21 protein-coding genes are annotated in these 22,255 nt (G+C 54.4%); 18 read left to right on the forward strand and 3 right to left on the reverse strand.

Annotation, left to right across the window (positions count from 1 at the left end; translation table 11 throughout):
• Positions 1 to 55: 55 nt before the first annotated feature.
• The 9 genes from BN1190_RS06490 to BN1190_RS06530 all read left to right on the forward strand — a co-directional run bounded on the left by BN1190_RS06490 (position 56) and on the right by BN1190_RS06530 (position 8,731).
• Entirely contained in the window at positions 56 to 1,201 is a 1,146-nt protein-coding gene (locus tag BN1190_RS06490) for a cysteine desulfurase family protein (RefSeq protein WP_040286178.1), read from the forward strand.
• Positions 1,188 to 2,393 (forward strand): tRNA uracil 4-sulfurtransferase ThiI, encoded by a 1,206-nt coding sequence (gene thiI, locus BN1190_RS06495; RefSeq protein ID WP_040286179.1) that lies wholly within the window; start codon positions 1,188 to 1,190, stop codon positions 2,391 to 2,393. Before BN1190_RS06490 ends, thiI begins: the two co-directional genes overlap by 14 nt.
• A gap of 101 nt (positions 2,394 to 2,494) precedes the next feature.
• On the forward strand, positions 2,495 to 2,698 hold the full coding sequence (locus tag BN1190_RS06500) for an alpha/beta-type small acid-soluble spore protein (RefSeq protein WP_040286180.1): 204 nt from the start codon (positions 2,495 to 2,497) through the stop codon (positions 2,696 to 2,698).
• Between the two features lie 146 nt (positions 2,699 to 2,844).
• Positions 2,845 to 4,416, forward strand: coding sequence for an acyl-CoA synthetase MbcS (gene mbcS / locus BN1190_RS06505; protein ID WP_040286181.1), 1,572 nt, complete (start codon positions 2,845 to 2,847; stop codon positions 4,414 to 4,416).
• Between the two features lie 133 nt (positions 4,417 to 4,549).
• Positions 4,550 to 5,482 carry an EamA family transporter RarD gene (gene rarD, locus BN1190_RS06510; RefSeq protein WP_040286182.1) on the forward strand — a complete coding sequence of 311 codons (933 nt, stop codon included), beginning with the start codon at positions 4,550 to 4,552 and terminating at the stop codon, positions 5,480 to 5,482.
• 67 nt (positions 5,483 to 5,549) lie between these two features.
• A complete protein-coding gene (gene sppA / locus BN1190_RS06515) occupies positions 5,550 to 6,560 on the forward strand; it encodes a signal peptide peptidase SppA (protein WP_040286183.1) in 1,011 nt (336 codons plus the stop codon).
• A gap of 17 nt (positions 6,561 to 6,577) precedes the next feature.
• Entirely contained in the window at positions 6,578 to 7,162 is a 585-nt protein-coding gene (locus BN1190_RS06520) for an RDD family protein (protein ID WP_040286184.1), read from the forward strand.
• 35 nt (positions 7,163 to 7,197) lie between these two features.
• On the forward strand, positions 7,198 to 7,710 hold the full coding sequence (gene tpx / locus BN1190_RS06525; RefSeq protein ID WP_040286185.1) for a thiol peroxidase: 513 nt from the start codon (positions 7,198 to 7,200) through the stop codon (positions 7,708 to 7,710).
• Positions 7,711 to 7,816: 106 nt separating this feature from the next.
• Entirely contained in the window at positions 7,817 to 8,731 is a 915-nt protein-coding gene (locus tag BN1190_RS06530; RefSeq protein WP_040286186.1) for a class I SAM-dependent methyltransferase, read from the forward strand.
• Between the two features lie 62 nt (positions 8,732 to 8,793).
• Here the strand turns inward: BN1190_RS06530 and BN1190_RS06535 are convergent, their stop codons facing one another.
• Positions 8,794 to 9,252, reverse strand: a complete 459-nt coding sequence (locus tag BN1190_RS06535; RefSeq protein ID WP_040286187.1) for a universal stress protein — start codon at positions 9,250 to 9,252, stop codon at positions 8,794 to 8,796.
• 219 nt (positions 9,253 to 9,471) lie between these two features.
• Between BN1190_RS06535 and ald the strand changes: the two genes are divergently transcribed.
• Complete coding sequence (gene ald, locus BN1190_RS06540; RefSeq protein ID WP_040286188.1) at positions 9,472 to 10,587, forward strand: alanine dehydrogenase; 1,116 nt, start codon at positions 9,472 to 9,474, stop codon at positions 10,585 to 10,587.
• Positions 10,588 to 10,851: 264 nt separating this feature from the next.
• Here the strand turns inward: ald and BN1190_RS06545 are convergent, their stop codons facing one another.
• The gene (locus tag BN1190_RS06545) at positions 10,852 to 11,946 is read right to left on the reverse strand and encodes a M24 family metallopeptidase (protein ID WP_040286189.1); all 1,095 of its coding nucleotides are present in this window, start codon (positions 11,944 to 11,946) and stop codon (positions 10,852 to 10,854) included.
• 110 nt (positions 11,947 to 12,056) lie between these two features.
• Between BN1190_RS06545 and BN1190_RS06550 the strand changes: the two genes are divergently transcribed.
• Both BN1190_RS06550 and BN1190_RS06555 read left to right on the forward strand, forming a co-directional pair.
• The gene (locus BN1190_RS06550; protein ID WP_040287174.1) at positions 12,057 to 12,737 is read left to right on the forward strand and encodes a metal-dependent hydrolase; all 681 of its coding nucleotides are present in this window, start codon (positions 12,057 to 12,059) and stop codon (positions 12,735 to 12,737) included.
• A gap of 101 nt (positions 12,738 to 12,838) precedes the next feature.
• Entirely contained in the window at positions 12,839 to 14,146 is a 1,308-nt protein-coding gene (locus BN1190_RS06555) for a DRTGG domain-containing protein (RefSeq protein ID WP_040286190.1), read from the forward strand.
• Positions 14,147 to 14,170: 24 nt separating this feature from the next.
• Here the strand turns inward: BN1190_RS06555 and BN1190_RS06560 are convergent, their stop codons facing one another.
• Positions 14,171 to 14,491 carry a YtpI family protein gene (locus BN1190_RS06560; protein WP_040286191.1) on the reverse strand — a complete coding sequence of 107 codons (321 nt, stop codon included), beginning with the start codon at positions 14,489 to 14,491 and terminating at the stop codon, positions 14,171 to 14,173.
• A 98-nt stretch (positions 14,492 to 14,589) separates the two neighbouring features.
• Between BN1190_RS06560 and BN1190_RS06565 the strand changes: the two genes are divergently transcribed.
• From BN1190_RS06565 to pfkA, 6 genes are all read left to right on the forward strand, one after another.
• Positions 14,590 to 15,534, forward strand: a complete 945-nt coding sequence (locus tag BN1190_RS06565) for a DHH family phosphoesterase (protein ID WP_040286192.1) — start codon at positions 14,590 to 14,592, stop codon at positions 15,532 to 15,534.
• 15 nt (positions 15,535 to 15,549) lie between these two features.
• Entirely contained in the window at positions 15,550 to 18,651 is a 3,102-nt protein-coding gene (locus BN1190_RS06570; RefSeq protein WP_052461731.1) for a DNA polymerase III subunit alpha, read from the forward strand.
• Between the two features lie 98 nt (positions 18,652 to 18,749).
• Entirely contained in the window at positions 18,750 to 19,412 is a 663-nt protein-coding gene (locus BN1190_RS06575; protein ID WP_040286193.1) for a FadR/GntR family transcriptional regulator, read from the forward strand.
• Positions 19,406 to 20,269, forward strand: a complete 864-nt coding sequence (accD, locus tag BN1190_RS06580; protein WP_040286194.1) for an acetyl-CoA carboxylase, carboxyltransferase subunit beta — start codon at positions 19,406 to 19,408, stop codon at positions 20,267 to 20,269. The genes BN1190_RS06575 and accD overlap by 7 nt, the downstream gene beginning before the upstream one ends.
• The gene (locus BN1190_RS06585) at positions 20,266 to 21,222 is read left to right on the forward strand and encodes an acetyl-CoA carboxylase carboxyltransferase subunit alpha (RefSeq protein WP_040286195.1); all 957 of its coding nucleotides are present in this window, start codon (positions 20,266 to 20,268) and stop codon (positions 21,220 to 21,222) included. Before accD ends, BN1190_RS06585 begins: the two co-directional genes overlap by 4 nt.
• A gap of 35 nt (positions 21,223 to 21,257) precedes the next feature.
• Complete coding sequence (pfkA, locus tag BN1190_RS06590; RefSeq protein ID WP_040286196.1) at positions 21,258 to 22,229, forward strand: 6-phosphofructokinase; 972 nt, start codon at positions 21,258 to 21,260, stop codon at positions 22,227 to 22,229.
• Positions 22,230 to 22,255: the final 26 nt, after the last annotated feature.

A 22,255-nucleotide genomic window follows, 5' to 3' on the forward strand; every position in this document is an offset into this window, starting at 1 on the left:
CTTTGTGTCGGTGGCTTTGTGCCGCTTGTGAATCATTGAAAGGACGGTGAGCGGAATGATCTATTTGGACAATAGCGCAACAACTGCACCCGACGAGGATGTACTGAGGACGTTCACGGAAGCGAGCCGGACTTACTATGGAAATCCGGCATCACTCCATCAGGCTGGGACCAGGGCCGATCAGCTTCTGCAGAATGCACGGAAACAAGTTGCCCGTCTTGCAGGAGATGACGAAAGCGAAGTGGTTTTCACATCGGGCGGCACGGAGTCGAACAATCTTGCCATCCTCGGCTACGCGAAAAAATACCGCTATCGGGGGAACCATATCATCACAACTGAAATCGAGCATGATTCCGTCCGGAAGGCATGCCGGTCGCTGGAGGAAGACGGCTTTGAAGTGGACTGGCTGGCTGTCGACGAACAGGGAGTCATTTCGCTTGATGAATTGAAACGGAAACTCCGGCCGGATACGATCTTGGTGAGCATCATGCATGTCAATAACGAAATCGGATCTGTGCAGCCGCTGGCACAATGCGCACAGATCATCCGGGAACGGTCCCGCGCGATTTTCCATTCGGATTGTGTGCAGAGTGCAGGGAAATTGGCGCTGCCTTTCCCTCGCTATACCGATGCCATCACACTTTCCGGACATAAGATACACGGTCTGAAAGGGATGGGATGCCTTCTAGCTAAACCATCCAGGCTGCCGGAGGCGATTTCATACGGAGGCGGTCAGGAGGACGGATTGCGGAGTGGTACTGTCAATGTCGCCGGGGCAGCGGCGTTTGCGAAAGCATTCCGCCTTGCAACAGCGGAACCGTCAGCGGATCATATGCGAAACTGGACGGCCGCGATGCATGACGGACTGAAGAATGAACCGCGGCTTCGTATCCTGTCATCGCCGGACGGGGCGCCGCACATTTTTTCGATGGCATTCAAAGGTCTGACCGGCGAAGTGGCTGTAAACTACTTCCAGGAAAACGGCATATACGTTTCCACTTCAAGCGCCTGTTCGTCCAAATCGTCCAGGACCAGCCATGTCATCGAAGCGGTGGGTGTCCCGGAAGAGTACAGGAAAGGTGCTGTACGGATCAGTTTCGGCCGTTCCAACAGTGCAGCAGACGCAGAGCGTGTTATAGAAGTGACGAAAGAATTTTTAGAGATGACGAAGAAAGGGATGAAACAGCATGATATGGAGTGAACTTCTCATTCGCTACGGCGAGATGTCGCTGAAAGGCCGGAACCGGAAAGTGTTTATCCAGAAACTGAGTGAAAATATACGGAGAGCGCTTCGAGGGCTTGAAACGGTCAAGTTGAAAGCGGAACGGGACAGGATGTTCATCTACGCCTCTCCCGAAGAGCTCGAACAGGCAGTCCATCTGCTGAAAGACGTTGCGGGCATCCAATCGTACAGTCCGATAGCACAATGTGAATCGACGGTCGAGTCGATACGAAGCACTGCGCTGGGTGTATTCGAGCATGAGGAGACTTTGGGGAGAACGTTCAAGGTCGAAGTGAAACGAACGGACAAGTCATTTCCGCTCGTCACGGGAGAATTGCAGAAGGAGATCGGCGGCACAATTCTCCGCGCGCATCCCGATCTGAAAGTGGACGTCCGCAAACCGGATATCCTTCTCCATATCGACATCCGGGAAACCGGTGCGTTCCTCTCCGCACGCATATACAAAGGCGCGGCCGGTATGCCTGTCGGTTCGAACGGCCGGTCCCTGCTCATGCTGTCTGGCGGCATCGACAGTCCGGCTGCCGGCTATTTGATGATGAAACGCGGCGTCATGGTGGAGGCGATCCATTTCGCAAGCCCTCCTTATACAAGTGAGAAGGCTCAGGCGAAAGTGGAGGAGCTCGCCAGGAAACTGAGTGTCTACGGCGGCAGCATAAAGCTGCATATCATTCCATTCACAGAAATCCAGCAGGCCATCGTCAAGCAAGTGCCCGAAAACGTCTCGATCACATCCACACGCCGTCTCATGCTGCGGATTGCTGACCAAGTGAGACAGGAGATCGGCGCATTGGCCATCGTCACGGGGGAAAGCCTCGGCCAAGTGGCAAGCCAGACGCTGGAGAGCTTCACGGCAATCAATGCCGTGACGAATACACCGATCCTCCGTCCGCTGATTGCTACAGATAAACTGGAGATCATCGATATCGCCAAAAAGATCGGCACCTATGAAACGTCCATCCAGCCATATGAAGACTGCTGCACCATCTTCACACCTGCCAGCCCGAAAACGAAACCGAGACTGGACAAGGTGGAGTATTATGAAAGCTTCATCGATTTCGCGCCGCTGATCGAAGAAGCCGTAAAGAACAGGCAGATCATCGAGTGTACGAGTGAAAGCAACCCAGATGGCGACTTCTCCGACTTGCTGTAGAGGATCCCGTTTTTGATTGTCATGAAAAAAATACCACTTCCTATCAGTGCATGAATTCTCCGGAACGGACCATTCTATAGTCACAAGGAGGTGACAACGACATGACAAACTCAAACAACGGCAACTCAAACCAACTTCTTGTACCAGGTGTACAGCAGGCGCTTGACCAGATGAAGTATGAAATTGCTTCTGAATTCGGTGTTCAGCTTGGAGCAGACGCTTCATCGCGTGCCAACGGATCCGTCGGCGGAGAAATCACTAAGCGATTGGTACGTCAAGCTCAAGAACAAATGAAGGGCTTCTAAGCTAAACTGAACCCTTGACTGCTCTCCATATGGAGGGCAGTCTTTTTTATGGTTGCGCATTTTCCGGTTTGTATACAAATGACTTTGTTTTGAATTTGCGGAATTTTACTTGTATACTGATTACATTGTGTAAAGGAGGAATTGGGATGAAACGTGAAGAGTTGATTGCACCTGAGCAGTATAATGTGGTCTCTGAAATCGGGAAATATGCAGATGGAACGGATCGGAAAGCACTCATTTACGCAGATGCCGGCGGAAACAAACGGGAGTATACATATGACCAGCTCATGAATGACGCAAACCGTGCGGCGAATGTCTTCACTTCGAACGGACTTGGGAAAGGGGACATCGTTCTGGTGATGGTGCCGCGTCTGATCGAGGCGTATACCGCCTACATCGGAGCCCTGAAAGCGGGGATAGCTGTCATCCCTTCCTCCGAAATGCTGCGCGCATCCGATATCGAGTACCGGCTTGCCCACAGCGGAGCGAAAGCGATTGTCGCCTATGAAGCGTTTACCGATCAGCTTGCCGACGTGAAAGGGATCGAAGATGTGAACCTGTTTGTGATCGGAAAGGCAGCGGATCGGGGCATCTCGCTCACGGATGCCATGGCCTCCGCCTCGCCGGAATTCCAGGCAGCCGACACCAAAGCGGATGATATGGCATTCCTCTCCTACACATCCGGAACGACCGGCAAACCGAAAGGCGTTGTCCACACGCATGGCTGGGGCTATGCACATCTCAGGACAACCGGCGGGAACTGGCTCGGCATCCAGGAAGGCGACACCGTCTGGGCTACGGCCGCGCCCGGCTGGCAGAAATGGATCTGGACACCGTTCCTGGCGGTGCTCGGCAGCGGTGCGACCGGGCTCGTGTACAACGGGAAATTCGATGTCAAAACCTATTTGGAGATGATCAAAACCTACCAGGTGAACGTGCTCTGCTGTACGCCGACAGAATATCGGTTCATGACAAAGGCTGAAGATCTCGCCGAGTACGATCTGTCGTCCATCCGCAGTGCTGTCTCTGCAGGCGAGCCGCTCAATAAGGAAGTGATCGATCGGTTTGAAGACGTCTTCTCACTTCAAGTGCGTGATGGCTATGGCCAGACGGAAAACACCCTGCTCGTCGGGACGATGCTCGGTATGGAGGCGCGTCCAGGTTCAATGGGCAAGCCGACCCCCGGCAACCGGGTCGAGATCGTCAACGACGAAGGAGAGATCGCAGGTGTCGGCGAAGTCGGGGATATCGCAGTCCATATTTCCACGCCTGCCCTCTTCAAAGAGTACTTGAAGGATCCCGAACGCACAGCGATGCAGTTCCGGGGGGACTACTATATAACGGGTGACCGTGCGAAGAAAGATGAGGACGGGTACTTCTGGTTTGAAGGGCGGGGAGACGATATCATCATCAGCTCAGGCTATACGATCGGGCCGTTCGAAGTGGAGGACGCTCTCACGAACCATCCCGCTGTCCGTGAATGCGCAGTCGTCGCCAGTCCGGATGAAGTGAGAGGGTCTGTTGTCAAAGCTTATATCGTCCTGCGTGATCCATCAGCTGCTGCTGATGAAGGGCTCATTCAGGAGCTGCAGGACCATGTCAAGGAAACGACAGCGCCCTACAAGTATCCGCGCAAAATCGAATTCGTGGAGGAGCTGCCGAAGACCGCGTCGGGTAAGATCATGCGGGTCCAGCTCCGTAAAATGGAAATGAAGTGATTGAAAAAGAGCTGAGAGCTTTCGTTCTCGGTTCTTTTTTCATGTAATCCTTTACGCCGCTGAATCAGCAACGTATAATTGAGCAATATTTCGAACTGCAAAATGTTCGTACATGATGGAAGGGAGGAATACGATGCAATCACCGCAGCAAGGAGCTTTTTGGGTATTTTTCGCTTATTTTCTATGGGGGTTCATGCCGATCTATTGGAAAAGCCTCGATCATGTCGGCAGCAGTGAAATTCTGCTCAACCGGATCATCTGGGCGTTCATCCTGACAGCGGCTGTCCTTCTGATTGCAGGGCAGGGAAGGAAATTGGCCGCGGACGTGAAAGAGCTGTGGCGGACCCCTCGTCAATTCTGGGGATTGTGTCTGGCATCTCTGCTCGTCACGACGAACTGGGGAACTTACATATGGGCCGTGAACCACGATTTCATCGTACAGGCAAGTCTCGGCTATTACATGAATCCGCTCGTTTCCGTCCTTCTGGGTATCCTGTTCCTCAAGGAATCATTGAACCGCAGCCAGCAGGGGGCATTCGTGCTTGCAGCCGTGGGCGTCACCATACTGACAATCCATTATGGTGTCTTCCCGTGGGTATCGTTCGTCCTTGCCTTATCGTTCGCTCTGTACGGACTTATCAAGAAGCATATCAAGCTGGACGCCGCGCGGGGACTCGCCATCGAAACGGCATTTGTGGTTCCAATCGCCCTTCTTGCGTATGGCTGGCTGATCCGATCGGGGGATGCCGTGCTGTTCGGTACCGATCCAGTGACAGTCGTATTGCTCGTTTTGACAGGGATTGCGACGGCGCTGCCGCTCATCTTCTTCTCAAAAGGAGTTGTGTCCATTCCGCTCTATGTGTCGGGCTTTCTGCAGTATATCGCTCCTACACTGATGCTGATCATCGGCGTCTCCCTGTACGGCGAGCAGTTCGGTGCATTCGAATGGATGAGTTTCGCATTCATCTGGGCTGCGCTGATGCTGTTCACCATCCCGCAGGTCGTGCGGTTTTTGAAGGACCGGAGAGTTGCCGGCCGGCTGAAGGAACAGCATCATCCTCACTGATGGGATTTTAATGAAACGGATTCACCGGTCATACGTATAAGATGGAGGACATGAAGGAGGAATCGCAATGACAACAAAACGATGGATAGCGTTACTGAGCGCAGCTGCACTGGTGATCGTCTCGATCGGCGTCAACTCGCTATCCTATATCTTTACGAGGGATTTCAGCTCGCTGTTCGAAGACAACTTCGCGCTGAACGGTCCGATGTATGAAGAAAATGTATTGGAAGGCGGGGGCTCGACGGAGCGGATTGCTGTCCTTGACGTCAGCGGCGTCATCCAGGATACCGGCCCCGCATCGCCATTTGCGGCACCCGGCTATAACCACCAGCTTTTCATGAGCCAGCTTGCGGACATCCAGGAGGATCCGACAGTGAAAGGGGTCGTGCTCCACGTGGATTCGCCGGGCGGCGGCGTGATGGAATCCTCGGATATTTATGATGAACTGGTTGCAATCCGGGACAACAGCAATATTCCGATCTATGTTTCGATGGGCTCGATGGCGGCTTCTGGGGGGTACTACATTTCAGCTCCTGCCGAGAAGATTTTCGTTCATCCCGAGACAATCACAGGATCGATTGGTGTCATCATGGAAAGTCTGAACTATGCAGAACTCGCCGATAAGATCGGTATCGACTTCAACACCATCAAAACAGGTCCTTATAAAGACATGATGAGTCCGAATCGTGAAATGACGAAGGAAGAACGCAATATGCTGCAGGAAATGATCAATGATTCATACGAGCGGTTTGTCGGAATTGTCGCAGACGGCCGCGGCATGTCTGTCGATGCGGTCAAGAAAGTGGCGGACGGCAGAATCATGAACGGACGGCAGGCGATCGAGGCAGGACTGGCGGATGATTATGGCAAGCTGCCGGACGTCGTCGAGTCACTGAAAACCGATCTGGGACTCAAGGATCCGACTATATTCGAATATACATCTTCAGACAGCCTGTCATCGCTGTTCGGGATGAATGTGTCCGGCTTGCTGAAAAAGAATGCGGAAACGGAATTGATCGAAAAAATGCTGACGGATTACCAGGCACCGCGGATGATGTATCTGTATGGTGAACGCTAAAGAGAGGAGGGACCCGAATGTCTGACCAATTGGAACCAGCAGCAGCTAGTGAACTCCCGGCGGAAAACCGTGCGTCAGAGGAGGTTGTGCAGAGAGCGGACGAATTCCGGAGAAAGCCTGCGGGATTCTGGATCCGCTTCTGGGCGTATCTGATCGATCTGATCATCATCAGTGCCATTAGCGGGCTGATCGTCAAACCGGTGTTCCGGGTTTTCGACTGGGCGATCACCGATCCGATTTTTCTGTTATACAGTCCGTACAAAGCGGTCATGCTCATCGTTTTCCTGGCCTACTTCCTGCTGATGACGAGATACTTCGGACAGACGGCCGGCAAGATGATCTGCGGAATCCGTGTTGTGCGTAAAGCGGGAGGGCGCTTAAGCTGGAGCAGTCTGCTGTTCCGGGAAGTGATCGGCCGCTATATCTCGAAGACGCTCGTCATCCCTTACCTGCTCGTCGTCTTCATGCCGCATAAAGAAGCGCTGCATGACTTGTTCGCGGATACGGAAGTTATACACGAACAAGTATATGAGAAGGCTGTTGCTGACGTTGTCCGGACAACTGCCGGACGTGCTCAGTTGCAAGGGGAGCAGTCCGTCTAGTAAGATGGAGGGACCACGAAAGGAGCGCAAAACGTATGACATCCATTACATTCCAGAACAAGCCGGTCACACTGCTCGGCACTCAGCTCCGAGCCGGAGACAAAGCACCGGACTTCACTGTGATCGGCAATGATCTGCAGCCTGTCACTTTCGAAGGTGCTGGAGGCAAAGTCAGGCTCATCAGTGTCGTCCCTTCCATCGACACAGGTGTTTGTGCAAAACAGACCCACCGATTCAATGATGAAGCAGGAAAACTGGGTGACAAGGCGGAAGTGCTGACAATTTCTGCAGATCTGCCATTTGCACAGGCGCGGTACCGGTCGGTTGAAGAAATCGGTAATCTGCAAGTGCTGTCCGACCATCGCGATCTGTCGTTCGGCAGCGCGTACGGCGTTGTTATCGAGGAGCTCCGGCTTTTGGCCCGTGCAATTTTTGTCATCGAACCGGATGGCACAGTCGCCTATTCGGAATATGTGAATGAAGTGACGGACCATCCGGATTACCTGGAAGCACTGGAGACCGTCAAGAAACTGATTGTGTCTGTATAAGGCAGCTCTGCGCTGCCTGTTCACCCATCCGGCTGCCGGATGGGTTTTTCTCCGCACACGCGCTCATTTTTAAAATGCAGTAACAAACGAAAAAGAGGGATGACTTATGAAAAGCAATACGGAACAGATCTTCACCTACTTGGATGGTGCAGCGGAGAAGGGAGACCAGCTCTACTTGGAGCAGCTCGTCACCGCATGCCGCGCATGGGCAGAAGGAAAAGCCGCGCCCGATCTGCAGGGCGAAGTGGCAAAAGAGGAAATACGGAGAGGGCTGCAGCTCGCAATTCTGAAAGGAATGCGGCAGAACGTGCAGCCGAATCATCAGATGACACCGGATGCAATCGGCATGCTGATCGGACGGATTGCAGAACTGCTCACTGCGGGACAGGAATATATACGGATCACAGATCTTGCAGCCGGAACAGGGAACTTGCTGTTCACGGTCATGAACATGATGGAGCGTCCATCATCAGCGGCAGCTGTTGAAATCGACGAACTCCTTGCCCGTCTTATGGCAGCGGCTGCGGATCTGCTGGAGCAGGAAGCCGAGATCTTTGTCCAGGACGCCCTGCGCCCGCTGCTGATCGATCCGGCAGATCTGGCAGTATGTGATCTCCCTGTCGGCTATTATCCGGATGACGACAATGGGCTCAATTTTGAAATGATGCCGGCAGAAGGACATGCGTATGCACATCACCTGTTCATCGAACAGACGATGAAGCACCTGAAAGAGGGGGCGCACGGCATCTTCCTCGTTCCCTCTTCCTTATTCGAGTCTGCACAGTCCGGACTGCTGCATACGTATTTGAAGAAGCATACGGTCATCAGGGCCGTCCTGCAGCTGCCGTCCTCCTTGTTCAAAAATGCGGCACAGGCGAAAAGCATCCTGATTCTGCAGAAGCCGTCTGCCGATAAAACGGCGGCACCTGATGTTCTTCTGGCAAATGTCCCTGAGATGACGGACAAACAGGCGATGCTGTCGTTCTTTGTGAAGCTTGAGGATTGGGTACAGGAAGGATGAAGAAAAAGCTTGCGGGACACCGGATGAACCGGCAGCCCCGCAAGCTATTTACTTTGTGCTGGTTAGTGGATGTCTTCGTTTTCCGGTGTACGGACGACGAGCACATCACATTTCGCTGCACGTACAATGTTCTCGGAGACGCTGCCGATCAGGAACCGTTCGACAGGATTCAGGCCGGTAGCCCCGCAGATGATGAGATCCGCTTCGATCTTTTTGGGGATTTCACGGGGAATCATCGTTTTCGGCGACCCGTATTCCACGATGATGTTCACATGAGTCAGACCCGCTTCAGCGGCATGGTCTTTATAACCTTCCAGCAGATCGACTGCATAGGACTGGGCGCGTTCCGCGATGGAACGGTCATACGCTTCCACGGCAGAGTACGATCGTGTATCGATAATATTCACCAGATTCAAGTTTGCATCGTTCCGTTTTGCAATCGCAACAGCCTTTTTGAACGCCCACTCGGATTCTTTCGATCCATCAACTGCGACGATAATCTGGTTGTACACTAATGACATAGGAATCACACTCCTGCTCTTTGAATTTATCGTTCTATAGACAGTATACGCCATTTCCCGGCAGAATTCCTGCCTCGTCTATGAAATGGATAAGGAACAATGGTGACAATCAGATGAAATTATTCGGCAAATCATATGCGGATCTGCTACACTAATGGTGAAAAGGTCTGAACGGTACATACTGAACAGCCGTACTTCAATCTTAAGGGGGAACTACTAATGCGTATTGGCGTACCAAAAGAGGTCAAGAACAATGAAAACCGTGTCGCGATGACACCCGCCGGCGTCTTCAACCTGAAGTCTGCCGGACATGAAGTGCTGATTGAAACTGGCGCAGGACTCGGATCGAACTTCACGGACGAGGACTACCGCGAAGTCGGTGCGGTGATCGTCGATTCCGCTGCGGAAGCATGGGGTGCGGAGATGGTCATGAAAGTGAAGGAGCCGATTGCGTCGGAATACGGATATCTGCGTGAAGGCCTCATCCTGTTCACATACTTGCATCTGGCACATGAGGAGGAGCTGACGAAAGCGCTTGTCGACAACAAGGTGACCTCGATCGCCTACGAGACGGTCCAGCTGCCGAGCGGACTCCTGCCGCTGCTTGCACCGATGAGTGAAGTGGCCGGCCGGATGGCGACGCAGATCGGCGCGCAGTACCTCGAGAAACTGGAAGGCGGCAAAGGGATCCTGCTGTCCGGCGTACCGGGTGTCGACCGCGGCAACGTGACGATCATCGGCGGCGGACAGGCCGGCACGAACGCTGCCCGCATTGCAATCGGCATGGGGGCGCGCGTCACCATCCTCGACCTGTCGGTGGAACGTCTCCGCCAGCTCGACGAGATCTTCGGCAAGGACGTCCAGACACTCGTCTCGAACCCGTTCAACATCGCGAACTCCGTGAAGGACGCGGATCTCGTCATCGGCTGTGTCCTCATCCCGGGTGCCCGTGCACCGAAGCTCGTGAGCGAGGAAATGGTGAAGTCCATGTCGCCGGGCTCCGTACTCGTCGACATCGCAATCGATCAGGGCGGTATCTTCGCAACGACCGACCGTGTGACAACGCACGATGAACCGACATACGTCAAGCACGGCGTCGTCCACTATGCGGTCGCCAACATGCCGGGCGCTGTGCCGCGCACTTCGACGATGGCACTGACGAACGTCACCGTGCCGTATGCCCTGCAGATCGCGAACAAAGGCTACAAGCAGGCATGCCTCGACAACGAAGTATTGCGCAAAGGCCTCAACACGATCGGCGGCCACGTCACATACCAGGCTGTTGCAGAAGCACAGTCACTTGAATACGTATCGGCTGAGTCACTGCTCGGCTGATCACAGAAACCCCCGGCCCGGGTTTATCGAGCCGGGGGTTTTCTATTGCTTGGAATGCCGGCAGGTCCGGCGAGTGATCCAATCCAGCGGCTGACCGCTCAATTCCTTCTTCGGAACGCTCAAGCAGCCTGCGGAACGCTCAAGCAGCCCCCGGAACGCTCAAGCAAGCCCTCCGAACGCTCAAGCCCCCCACAAACGCTCAAACCAAAGCCCACACAAATCCAGCCCACAAAAAAACCGCCCGCACAAAGCGGGCAGCTCCAGTCATCGGATAATTGTCAATTCTTTCGGGAACTTCGTCATCACTTCCACACCAGCTGCGGTGACGACCACATCATCCTCAATCCGGACACCGGTGATCGACGAATCATAGATGCCCGGCTCGATTGTGAAGACCATGCCTTCGTCGAGCTGGAAGTCATTCGCTCCGTGAATGGAAGGGAATTCGTGCACCGAAATGCCGAGACCATGCCCAAGACGGTGGGTGAAGTATTCGCCATAGCCTGCTTCGTCGATGACATCCCGGGAAGCCTTGTCCAGTTCGCGCGCGGTTACGCCAGGCTTTACGAGATCGATAGCAGCTTGGTTCGCGCGGCGGACCGCTTCGTAAATGTCCTTCTGGGCTTCAGACGGCTCGCCGAACGCGAGTGTCCGTGTGATGTCCGAGCAGTAGCCCTTGTGGACGACACCGAGGTCGAGGAGGACGAAATCGCCTTGCTCGATCTTCCGTTCACCAGGTGTGCCGTGCGGTGAAGCCGTTTTCGTGCCGGTCAGCACCGTCGTTGCGAACGACATCTTCTCGACGCCTTTCTTCTTCAGCGCGAGCTCGATCGCTGTCTGCAGTTCCAGCTCGGTCATCCCTTCCGTGATCGTATCGCGTGCGACTTCGATTGCATAATCGGCAAGCGCGGCTGCTTCACGCAGCAAGTTCAGTTCGGACTCATCTTTCCGGCTGCGCATCGCATTGAGCTGCTCGTCCAGACGGGAAATCGTCGCGCCCGCAAACAGTTCTTCCATCCGCTCAAGGCGTTCCACAGTCAAGTGGGATTTCTCGATTGCAATCGAACTGATTTCATCCGTCTTGCGTCCTACCGCCTCCTTGACGAATTCCCACGCATCGTCCGTGTCCTGGTATCCGACGGTCTCGAATGACCAGCCAGCCGCTTTGACATCGGGGACTTCCATCAGCGGACAGACGATGAACGGCTCGGCGTCCTTGAAGATCATGATACCGAGAAGGCGCTCATGAGGATCGCTGCTGAACCCTGACAAATAGAAAATGTTATCCGGCGTCGTCACGAATGCCGCATCCGTCTGGTGGTCTGTCAAGTATTGCTGGATTGTTTCAAGTCTGTTCAAAATGATTCCTCCTTTATATACATGGTCCATCATATCAAAAAAGAGGATTTCCGGCAGGTTTCGCGAATCCGGGAGAGAGGAAAGAATATGTAATGGAGGTGTCGGATGAATTGGAAATCTCATATCATGGCCATTCAATTGTAAAAGTGAAAACAGGCGGGAAGGAAATTCTGATCGACCCGTACATCACGGACAACGATCTGACAGACTTGAAGGCGGATGAACAGAAACCGGACGTCATCCTGCTGACGCACGGACATAATGATCATGTCGGTGATACGATCGCTATCGCGAAATCATGCGATGCGCTTGTCGTCGCGCCGAACGAATTGGCGGTCTGGCTCGGCTGGCAGGGACTCCATACGCACGGCATGAATATCGGGGGAGCGAAGAAGTTCGATTTCGGTACGGTGAAATATACGAAAGCCTTCCACAGCTCTTCGTATACGACAGAAGATGGGCAGATCATCTATACAGGCATGCCTGCAGGAATCCTGTTTACAGCGGAAGGAAAAACAATCTACCATGCAGGAGACACATCGCTGTTCGGAGATATGGAACTGATCGGAAAGCGGAACGATATTGATGTGGCGTTTCTGCCGATCGGCGATAACTTCACGATGGGACCGGAGGATGCGGCATATGCTGTCGAACTGCTGAACTCGAAACTGGCAGTCCCTGTGCACTTCAATACGTTCCCGCCCATCCAGCAGGACCCTGCTGCATTCACGGAGCTCGTCAAACATCATGAATCGAAAATAATGGAACCCGGCGAATCGCTGTCGCTGTGAACCCCCCCGTGCTGGCTGAGTGAAATCTCGGGCAGCACGGTTTTTTTCGAGAAATTATGGTAAACTAAACGCAAGGCAGCCAGAAGAAAAAGGTGAACGACATGACGACAAAGCACGAACAGATCCTGCGCCATATCGAGGAACTGCCGGTCGGAGAGAAGATCTCCGTCCGGCAGATCGCACGCGCGCTGACCGTCAGTGAAGGCACCGCCTATCGGGCCATCAAGGAAGCGGAAAACAAGAAATTGGTCAACACAATCGAACGGGTCGGTACGATCCGGATCGAAAAGAAGAAAAAAGAGAACATCGAACGGCTTACATTTGCAGAAGTTGTCAAGATTGTGGATGGCAGCGTCCTTGGGGGTGCAGGCGGACTGCATAAGACACTGACGAAGTTCCTGATCGGGGCGATGCAGCTCGAGGATATCCGGCGCTATATAGAGCCCGGCAGTCTCCTGATTGTCGGCAACCGCCAGAAAGCGCATCTTCTGGCGATCAATGCAGGCTCTGCCGTATTGGTCACAGGCGGGTTCGATGCTGCGGACGAAGTGAAAGAGCTTGCGGACGCACAAGATCTGCCTGTCATATCGACAAGCTATGACTCCTTCACTGTCGCGACAATGCTCGATCGGGCCATCTCGGATCAGATGATCGAAAAGGATATCCTGCTTGTCGAAGACATCCAGCACTCCCTGGCGAACACAGTGGCCCTGTCGATCCAGGATACGGTCGGACGGTTCAACGAAGTGAGCCGGAAGACATCCCATTCCGCTTTTCCGGTCATCGACAGGAACGGCCGCGTCGTCGGAATGGTGACGTCAAAGGATGTTGTCGGCAAGGAGGATGCGGAACCGATCGGCAGAGTGATGACGGAGGACCCGATCACTGCGACACGCAACATGAGCGTCGCATCGGCCGGACACAGTATGGTGTGGGAAGGGATCGACCTGCTGCCGGTTGTTACGGAATCCGGCATGCTGGATGGCGTCCTGAGCCGTCAGGATGTGCTGAAGGCGTTTCAGATGGTTCAGCGTCAGCCGCAGCATGGGCAGACGATCGATGACATCGTGAAAAGCCAGATGCACGAAAGTGAGGAGCACCCCGACCAGATCCTCTTCGAAGTCATCCCGCAGATGACGAACCAGTTCGGCACACTTTCTTACGGCGCACTCATGACACTGCTTGCTGAGACCGGCAATCGGGCCATCAAACTCGTCAAACGCGGGGAAAGTGTCCCGGAAAATGTCACGATCTATTTCATGAAACACATCCAGCTCGGCAGCACGGTTGAAGTCATCCCGGACATCCTGCACTTGAGCCGGCGCGTCGTCAAGATGGACATCTCCATCTACACAGGGGACGAACTGATGGGCAAAGCGCTCGTTACATACCAGCTGCTGGAACGATGAAAAAACGCTGATGCAAAAAAGGCATCAGCGTGAGTTCAATTCCGTCTCTTCATCGACAAACCGGTTATAGTGCTGCGTGGCACGCCAGTTGAAGATGGATACATAACCGCCCAGCAGGATGAACACCGCAGAGACGATATACGTGAGCGCGCCGTCGAATAAGAGAAGCTGGTTGATGCCGAACACAGCAAGCATCACACCTAGGAACATTCCCGCTTTGGCGGCGAACATTTTCTTGCGGATCGGAAATACGTGACTCGTACGGAATTGTCTTGTTTTGAAATAGAAATAGAACACTGCCGATGCAATGATCAGAAACACGAGCACGAAATTGAGTGTCTTCATAACGTGAGCCCTCCATTGGAAACAAACACTTCTTCCATTGTAGCGGCTTTTTGCAACAAATGCGAACGCAATTATTTGTACAATGGGGGAAACGGCCAATGAACAGACAAATCATCGACACAATTGAAAAGTATACGACCATCATCATCCATCGCCACGTCCGTCCGGATCCGGATGCGTTCGGTTCGCAGGTCGGCCTGAAGAAACTGATCGAAGGGAATTACCCGGAAAAGACGGTCTTCGCCGCCGGCAGTGATGACGGACAGCTCGCATTCCTGGCAGGACAGGACGACGTGACGGAGGAGCAGTACGAAGGGGCGCTCGTCATCGTCACGGATACGGCCAACACCGACCGGGTCGATGGACAGTCTTATGCCAATGGCAGCTGCCTCGTAAAAATCGACCACCATCCGAACGTCGATCCATATGGCGATCTCATCTGGGTCGATACGGAAGCGAGTTCCTGCTCGGAAATGATCTACGAACTATATAAGGAAGGCAGTGCCTATAAGGGCTGGAAGATGCCTGACGAGGCGGCCCGCCTGCTGTTTGCAGGTATTGTCGGTGATACCGGCCGTTTCATGTATCCGAGTGCAACCGGCCGGACATTCGAAGCGGCAAGCGAACTCATCAAGTATGATTTCGACCGGCAGCAGATCTTTGCGGGCATGTATGAAGTGGAGCGCAGCCTGCTGCATCTGCAGGGGTATGTCTACCAGAACTTCCAGATGGACGAAAACGGAGCGGCGTATATCAAACTGACAAAAGCGATCCTGGATGAATTCGGCGTACAGCCGCAAGAGACGTCCTCGCTCGTCAGTTCCCTCGGTGATGTCAAGGGGATCTGCGCCTGGCTGATCTTTGTGGAGGAACCCGATCAGATCCGCGTCCGGCTCCGTTCGAAAAAGACCGTCATCAACGGACTTGCAGCCGAATATGGCGGCGGCGGCCATCCGCTCGCTGCAGGCGCTTCCGTCTTTTCATGGGAAGAGGCGGACCAAGTCATCCTGAAACTGAAAGCGATGTGTGCGCATCACGAATGATTGGAGGGATGGACGATGACCCTTGTATATCCACAACTGATCACCGGAGCCGATTTCCTGAACGGCATCATAAAACTCGACCGGCTGGCTCCTCTTCTGAACAGAAGAGGAGCTGTTTCCGCTGCCATCGTCAATTCCTCGCTGTCCGGCGTCCGCTCGTTCTGGAAAGTGATGACGAAATACGGCATCCACCCGGTGATCGGCCTGTCACTATCTGTCGAACTGACGGAAGGGGGAACGGCACTTTTCTATCTATATGCAAAAAACGAAGAGGGCTTCAAACAGCTCATGAAAGCGAGCAGTGCAGCAGCGACGCGGGAGTCCGGCGACCTTCCCGAGAAATGGCTGCACGCCTACACGGCGAACTGCGCGGCTGTCCTTCCGCTGACGTCGCCTTCTTGGGATCCGTTCCGTTCAGAACCTGTCATCGGACGGATCGCCAGGGAGATCGATCCGGACAGTCTGTACATCGGAGTCGCTCGTCCGGGCGGCAGCGTCCATGAGGAAGAACAAACAATCGTGCAGCTTGCGGAAACCGCAGGGCTGCCCATCCTCGCATGCAGTGAAGCAAGGTTCATCGACCCGGAAGACGCCTTCAGTTATGAAACGGCCCAGGCCATCCGGGACGGCTACAAGCTGAATGATCCTGCGCGCCCCGTGAATCTGCATAAAGATGCGTACATACCGGAGGCACGTGAACTTGCGGAATGGTTCCGCGGAAACGAGCAATGGCTGCAGCAGGCGGCTGATCTGCTGCTGTCGTGTAAGGTCGATCTCCCGGAGAAACAATTGCTGATGCCGCGTTTTCCTGTTCCAGTAGGGGATACGGCAGCAGAACTGCTCGGCCGTCTGTGCCGGGAAGGGCTGGAACGTAAAATCCGGCAGATCCCTGAAGCCTATGAGGAACGTCTCCGCTATGAACTGGAGGTCATCGTCTCCATGGGCTATGCTGATTATTTCCTGATCGTCCAGGACTTCATCGAGTATGCCAAGCGGAATGACATCGAAGTGGGTCCGGGCCGCGGATCGTCCGCCGGCTCGCTCGTCGCCTTCTCGCTCGGTATCACCGCGGTCGACCCGATCCGGTATGGGCTGATCTTCGAACGGTTCCTGAATAAGAACCGGGTCACGATGCCGGATATCGATGTCGATTTCGCGGATACACGGCGCCTGGAAGTCGTGGAATACGTTGCGCACAAATATGGAAAAGCGCACGTCGCGCAGATCGTCACGTCCGGCACGCTGTCGGCAAAATCGGTGGCGCGGAACACCGCACGTGTATTCGGCTTCCCGAACGAAGACCTGGCGTTCATCTCCAAAAGCCTGGCTGCCGTACATGGCGCTGCATTGAAAGAGCGGATCGGCCAGTCGGCTCCCTTGAAAGAATGGATTGCAAAGGAAGAAGTCCGGCAAAAGTGGATGGACGCCTCCCTCGCGCTGGAAGGGCTGCCGAGAAACGCATCCACCCATGCGGCAGGAGTCATCCTGTCACCGAAGCCCCTGGTGGAAACCATCCCGCTCCAGGCAGGCGGTGATTCGATCTACCTGACCCAATGGGCGATGAATGATGCGGAAGAGGCCGGCCTGCTGAAAATGGACTTCCTCGGACTCCGCAATCTGACACTGCTTGACAGGATCCGGAAAGCGGTCCGCCAAGATACCGGACGCACGGTCAACCTGGAAACCATGCCGCTTGACGACGAAGCGACATTCGAACTGTTCCGGCGGGGGGATATGCTCGGTGTGTTCCAGTTCGAATCCCCGGGTATGCGGAAAGCGCTGCGGGACATCGAGCCGGATTCGTTTGAAGATATCTACGCGATCAGCGCCCTGTACCGTCCGGGTCCGATGGAAAACATCCCGCTTTACAGCCGGCGCAAGAAAGGGATGGAACCGATCCGCTATCTCCATCCCTCCCTCGAGCCGATCCTGGCGGAGACATACGGCATCATCGTCTACCAGGAACAGATCATGCAGATCGCGAGCCGGATTGCAGGCTTCACGTTCGGTGAAGCGGATCTTCTGCGCCGGGCGGTCAGCAAGAAAAAGCGCGAGATGCTCGAACAGGAGAGGAACCACTTCGCAGCCGGCGCGGTACGGAACGGATTCCCGGAAGAGGCAGCCGTCGAAATCTACGAATTGATCGTCAAGTTCGCGGATTACGGCTTCCCGAAAAGCCATGCGGTCGCCTACTCGCTCATCTCCTATCAGCTCGCCTATTTCAAGGCGAATCACCCTGCACAGTTTTACGCGGCCTGCCTGACAGTGCTCGCAGGCTCTCCGGAAAAGATGACGGAATATATCGGGGAGATGAAAACGAAAGGCATCCGTGTACTAGGCCCGTCGATCACAAGAAGCAGATGGTCTGCTGTATCCGAACGGGATGCGGTCCGGCTTGGGATCGCCTCTGTCAAAGGAGTGCCGTTCCAATTCTATAAAGCTGTGCAAGAAGCGCGGAATCAGTCGGCACCGCTCAAGACCCTGTTCGATCTGGCGGTGGCGGCAGGCGCTGAACAATTCAACGATAAGACGGTCCCGCCGCTCATCAAGTCAGGGGCGCTCGATGAATTCGGCAAGCCCCGTGAAGTATTGCTCGCTTCGATCGAAGCGGCGAGGAAGCATGCGTTGTTCGTCCGGCCATCCGGCGGTGAGGACTTGTTCGCCGGGATGCTGAACGGGCTGGCGAGTCCGAAATACAGTCCTGCCGGCACGATGCCGGATATGCAGCGTCTCGATTACGAAAAAGAAGTGCTCGGTTTCTATCTGTCCGAACACCCGGCAGCAGCCTTTAAGAAAACGCTGGAAGAGGGCACGATACCGATCAGTGATGTGCAGGAGATGAAGCCGGGCGTGCGTATTTCCATCGCCGGGATGCTTGTGGAGTGCAAACGGATCCGCACAAAAAAAGGGGAAGCGATGGCGTTCCTCGAACTGCAAGATGAAACCGGAAGCCTCTCCGTAACGGTGTTCCCGAAAGTGTATGCATCCACAAGCCGTATACTGACAGATCAGTCAATGCTTGTCTGCAGGGGGAAAGTGGAAATCAGGAACGGCCAGCCGCAGCTCCTGGCCGACCAAATTACGGATACCGGCAAGGCGGAGCAAGAGCGCGGATAGTTTACAGTTATCCCTTTACGCAAGGCCCCCTTTTTTGTATGCTTATACAGTGAAAGTGGTCAGACCACTCAAGAATGGTGTGCAAAAGGAGTTTGACAATGGAAAATTCTCGGCCATCATCGAAACGTTTTTTGGATATCGTCAGTGATCTGCGGACGATCATCAAAGAAGAAGGAGCCGAGATCGGCGACAAGCTGCCGTCGGAGCGGGTGCTTGCAGAGCGTCTGCAAGTCGGCAGATCCACGATCCGCGAAGCGCTGAGAAGCCTGGAACTGCTCGGGCTGATCGAAACGCGCAGGGGAGAAGGGACGTTTCTGGCAGATTACAAGAAACACCAGCTTGTCGACATCCTGTCTGCATTCATCATGCAGCATCCGCAATCGCTGCGCGATGTGGACCGGACTTGCCGGATCCATGAACATGCTGCAATCGAGCGGATTGCCGGGGATGCAGAGCTCCGGTCCCTTCCTGTATGGGATGGGTTCCTCCGGAAGATCGGCGAATGCGAACCGGTTGTCCGTGAAGACGTACTGAAGGAATTCCTTGTAGCCGCCGGAAACCGGCTGTCACTGAAAATCTGGTTTTTACTGAAACAATACAGCCGACTCCCATACCAGGGGATCTTGACGGCAGCCGAGCAGGAATGCGCAGTGCGAATGCTGAGCGAGCTCAAGGCCGGCAACAGCAAGTCCGCCATACATCATTACGATGATTGGCTTGAACTTGTCAATGTGGAAAAAAGGGGCGAAAACGAATGCTGAGGGATCTATTTACAAATACAAAGAAACAGCAGGCGATCATGCCGAATGCGAAATCCAAGAACGATGTGCCGGAAGGGATCATGACGAAATGCCCGGAGTGCAAGCATGTCGTACCGACGAAGGAATTGGGGAAAAATCTGAAAGTCTGCCCGAAGTGTGATTTCCATTTCAAGATGACCGCACAGGAGCGCATTGATTCCCTGATGGACGAAGGGACTTTCGTTTCGATGGATGACCATCTCGTCACGGAGAATCCGCTCGAATTCCCGGCCTACACGGCAAAAGTGAAGAAGGATGCAGAAAAGACGGGTCTCAATGAGGCTGTTTTGACAGGGACCGGCAAGATCAGTGGACAGGAAGTCGCCATCGCTGTGATGGATCCTCATTTCCGTATGGGTTCCATGGGATCGGTAGTAGGTGAAAAGATTACAAGAGCGGTGGAGAAGGCGACGGAACTCGGCGTGCCGGTTCTGATCTTTTCTGCAAGCGGCGGCGCCCGCATGCAGGAAGGCGTCCTGTCGCTCATGCAGATGGCGAAGACAAGCGTAGCGCTGAACCGTCATGCGGAAAAAGGCCTGCTGTATGTTTCGGTCATGACCTATCCGACAACAGGCGGGGTATCTGCAAGCTTCGCGTCCGTCGGCGACATCAACCTCGCGGAACCGAAAGCGCTGATCGGATTTGCCGGACGGCGCGTCATCGAACAGACCGTCCGTGAAAAACTGCCTGATAATTTCCAGACTGCCGAGTTTCTGCTGGACCACGGCCAGCTGGATGCGGTCGTCCACCGCAATGATCTCCAGGATATGCTGTCCCGGATCATCCGCCTGCATACGAAGGAGGAAGCCGCCAAATGAAGAAAACACTATCATTCGAAGAACCGATCATCAGACTGCGGGAAAAGATCCAGGAACTGAAAGAGTTCACGGAAACGAACGAAGTCGACCTTTCCGACGAAATCGAAAACTTGAACAGCCGGCTCGAAAAGCTTGAAAACGAGATCTACGGCAACATGGAGACATGGGAACGTGTGCAGGTCGCGCGCCATCCGGAACGGCCGACGACGTACGATTATATCGGGGAATTGTTCGAGGACTTCATCGAATTCCATGGCGACCGTGCATTCGGCGATGACGCGGCGATCGTAGGCGGCATCGGCTGCTTCAACGGCCAGCCGATGACCATCATCGGACACCAGCGCGGCAAAGACACGAAAGAGAATGTGAAGCGTACATTCGGCATGCCGCATCCCGAAGGGTACCGGAAAGCGCTCCGTCTCATGAAGCAGGCCGAAAAATTCGGACGCCCGGTCGTCTGTTTCATCGATACGAAAGGGGCGTACCCGGGACGTGCAGCAGAAGAGCGCGGACAGAGCGAAGCGATCGCCCGCAACCTTGTCGAAATGGCCGGCCTGACAGTTCCTGTCATCTCAGTCGTCATCGGCGAAGGGGGCAGCGGCGGTGCACTCGCACTCGGTGTCGCCAATCGCATTTACATGCTGGAGCACTCGACGTATTCCGTCATTTCGCCGGAAGGGGCGGCTTCGATCCTCTGGAAAGACTCCGCTTATGCGAAAGACGCTGCGGAAGCGATGAAAATCACCGCGCCTGACCTGAAGGAGATGGACATCATCGACGATATGATTCCTGAAGTGCTCGGCGGTGCCCACCGTAATCCGAAACAGCAGGCAGCGGAAATGAAAAAAATGCTGGAGAAAGGGCTGGGTGAACTGCAAGGTCTCGGCCGCGATGCCCTGATCCAGGACAGATATGATAAATTCCGGAAAATCGGGGTATTCACAGAACAGTGATCCCGATGGCAGATCAAGCAGGAAGGAGTGGCAGGATGAAGAAGATTGCTGTATTGACAAGCGGCGGTGATGCACCCGGCATGAATGCTGCAGTGCGTGCAGTCGTCCGGAAAGCGATATTCGAAGGGATCGAGGTGGCTGGTGTATTCAACGGCTACCAAGGCCTCATCGACGGCAAAATCGAACTGCTTCAACTGGGCTCGGTCGGGGATATCATCCAGCGGGGCGGTACGATGCTGAGGTCTGCACGGTGTCCTGAATTCACAACGGAAGAAGGCCGCGAGCGGGCGATGGAGCAGATCAGACGGCATGCGATCGAAGGTGTGGTCGTCATCGGCGGCGACGGATCTTTCCGCGGTGCGCTTGAACTGAGCCGGCTCGGCATTCCGGTTGCATGTGTCCCCGCAACAATCGATAATGACATTAACGGAACGGATTTCACAATCGGTTTTGACACGGCGCTGAATACGGTCATCGATGCTATCGATAAGATCCGTGACACAGCGACATCCCACGAACGCACATTCATCATTGAAGTGATGGGGCGCAATGCGGGAGATCTGGCATTATGGGCGGGGCTCGCAGGCGGTGCGGAAACCATCCTTATCCCCGAAGAGCGGTATGACATGCCGAATATCCTCGAGCGGCTTCAGCGGGGGACGGAGCGCGGCAAGAAGCACAGTATCATCATTGTTGCGGAAGGTGTCATGTCGGCATCCGAACTGGCCGAGAAACTGATCACCGAGGAGGAAGTCGATACGCGTGTGTCCGTCCTCGGTCATATCCAGCGCGGAGGCTCGCCATCTGCTCGGGACCGCGTCCTCGCCAGCCAGTTCGGCGCCAGGGCGGTCGAATCGCTGCTGAAAGGCAACATTGCCGCAGCGATCGGTATGAAGAGCCACCAGCTCGTCGAATACCCTCTCGATGATGTATTTGCAAAACCGGCGGATGATGCGAACGAGTTCGACAAAGATATGTACAACCTTTCGAAGGAATTGTCCATCTGATGCAATATAGGAAAAGGAAGTGGTCA

The sequence above is a fragment of the Sporosarcina koreensis genome, assembly GCF_000826145.2.
GTDB classification, from domain to species: Bacteria; Bacillota; Bacilli; order Bacillales_A; family Planococcaceae; genus Sporosarcina; species Sporosarcina trichiuri.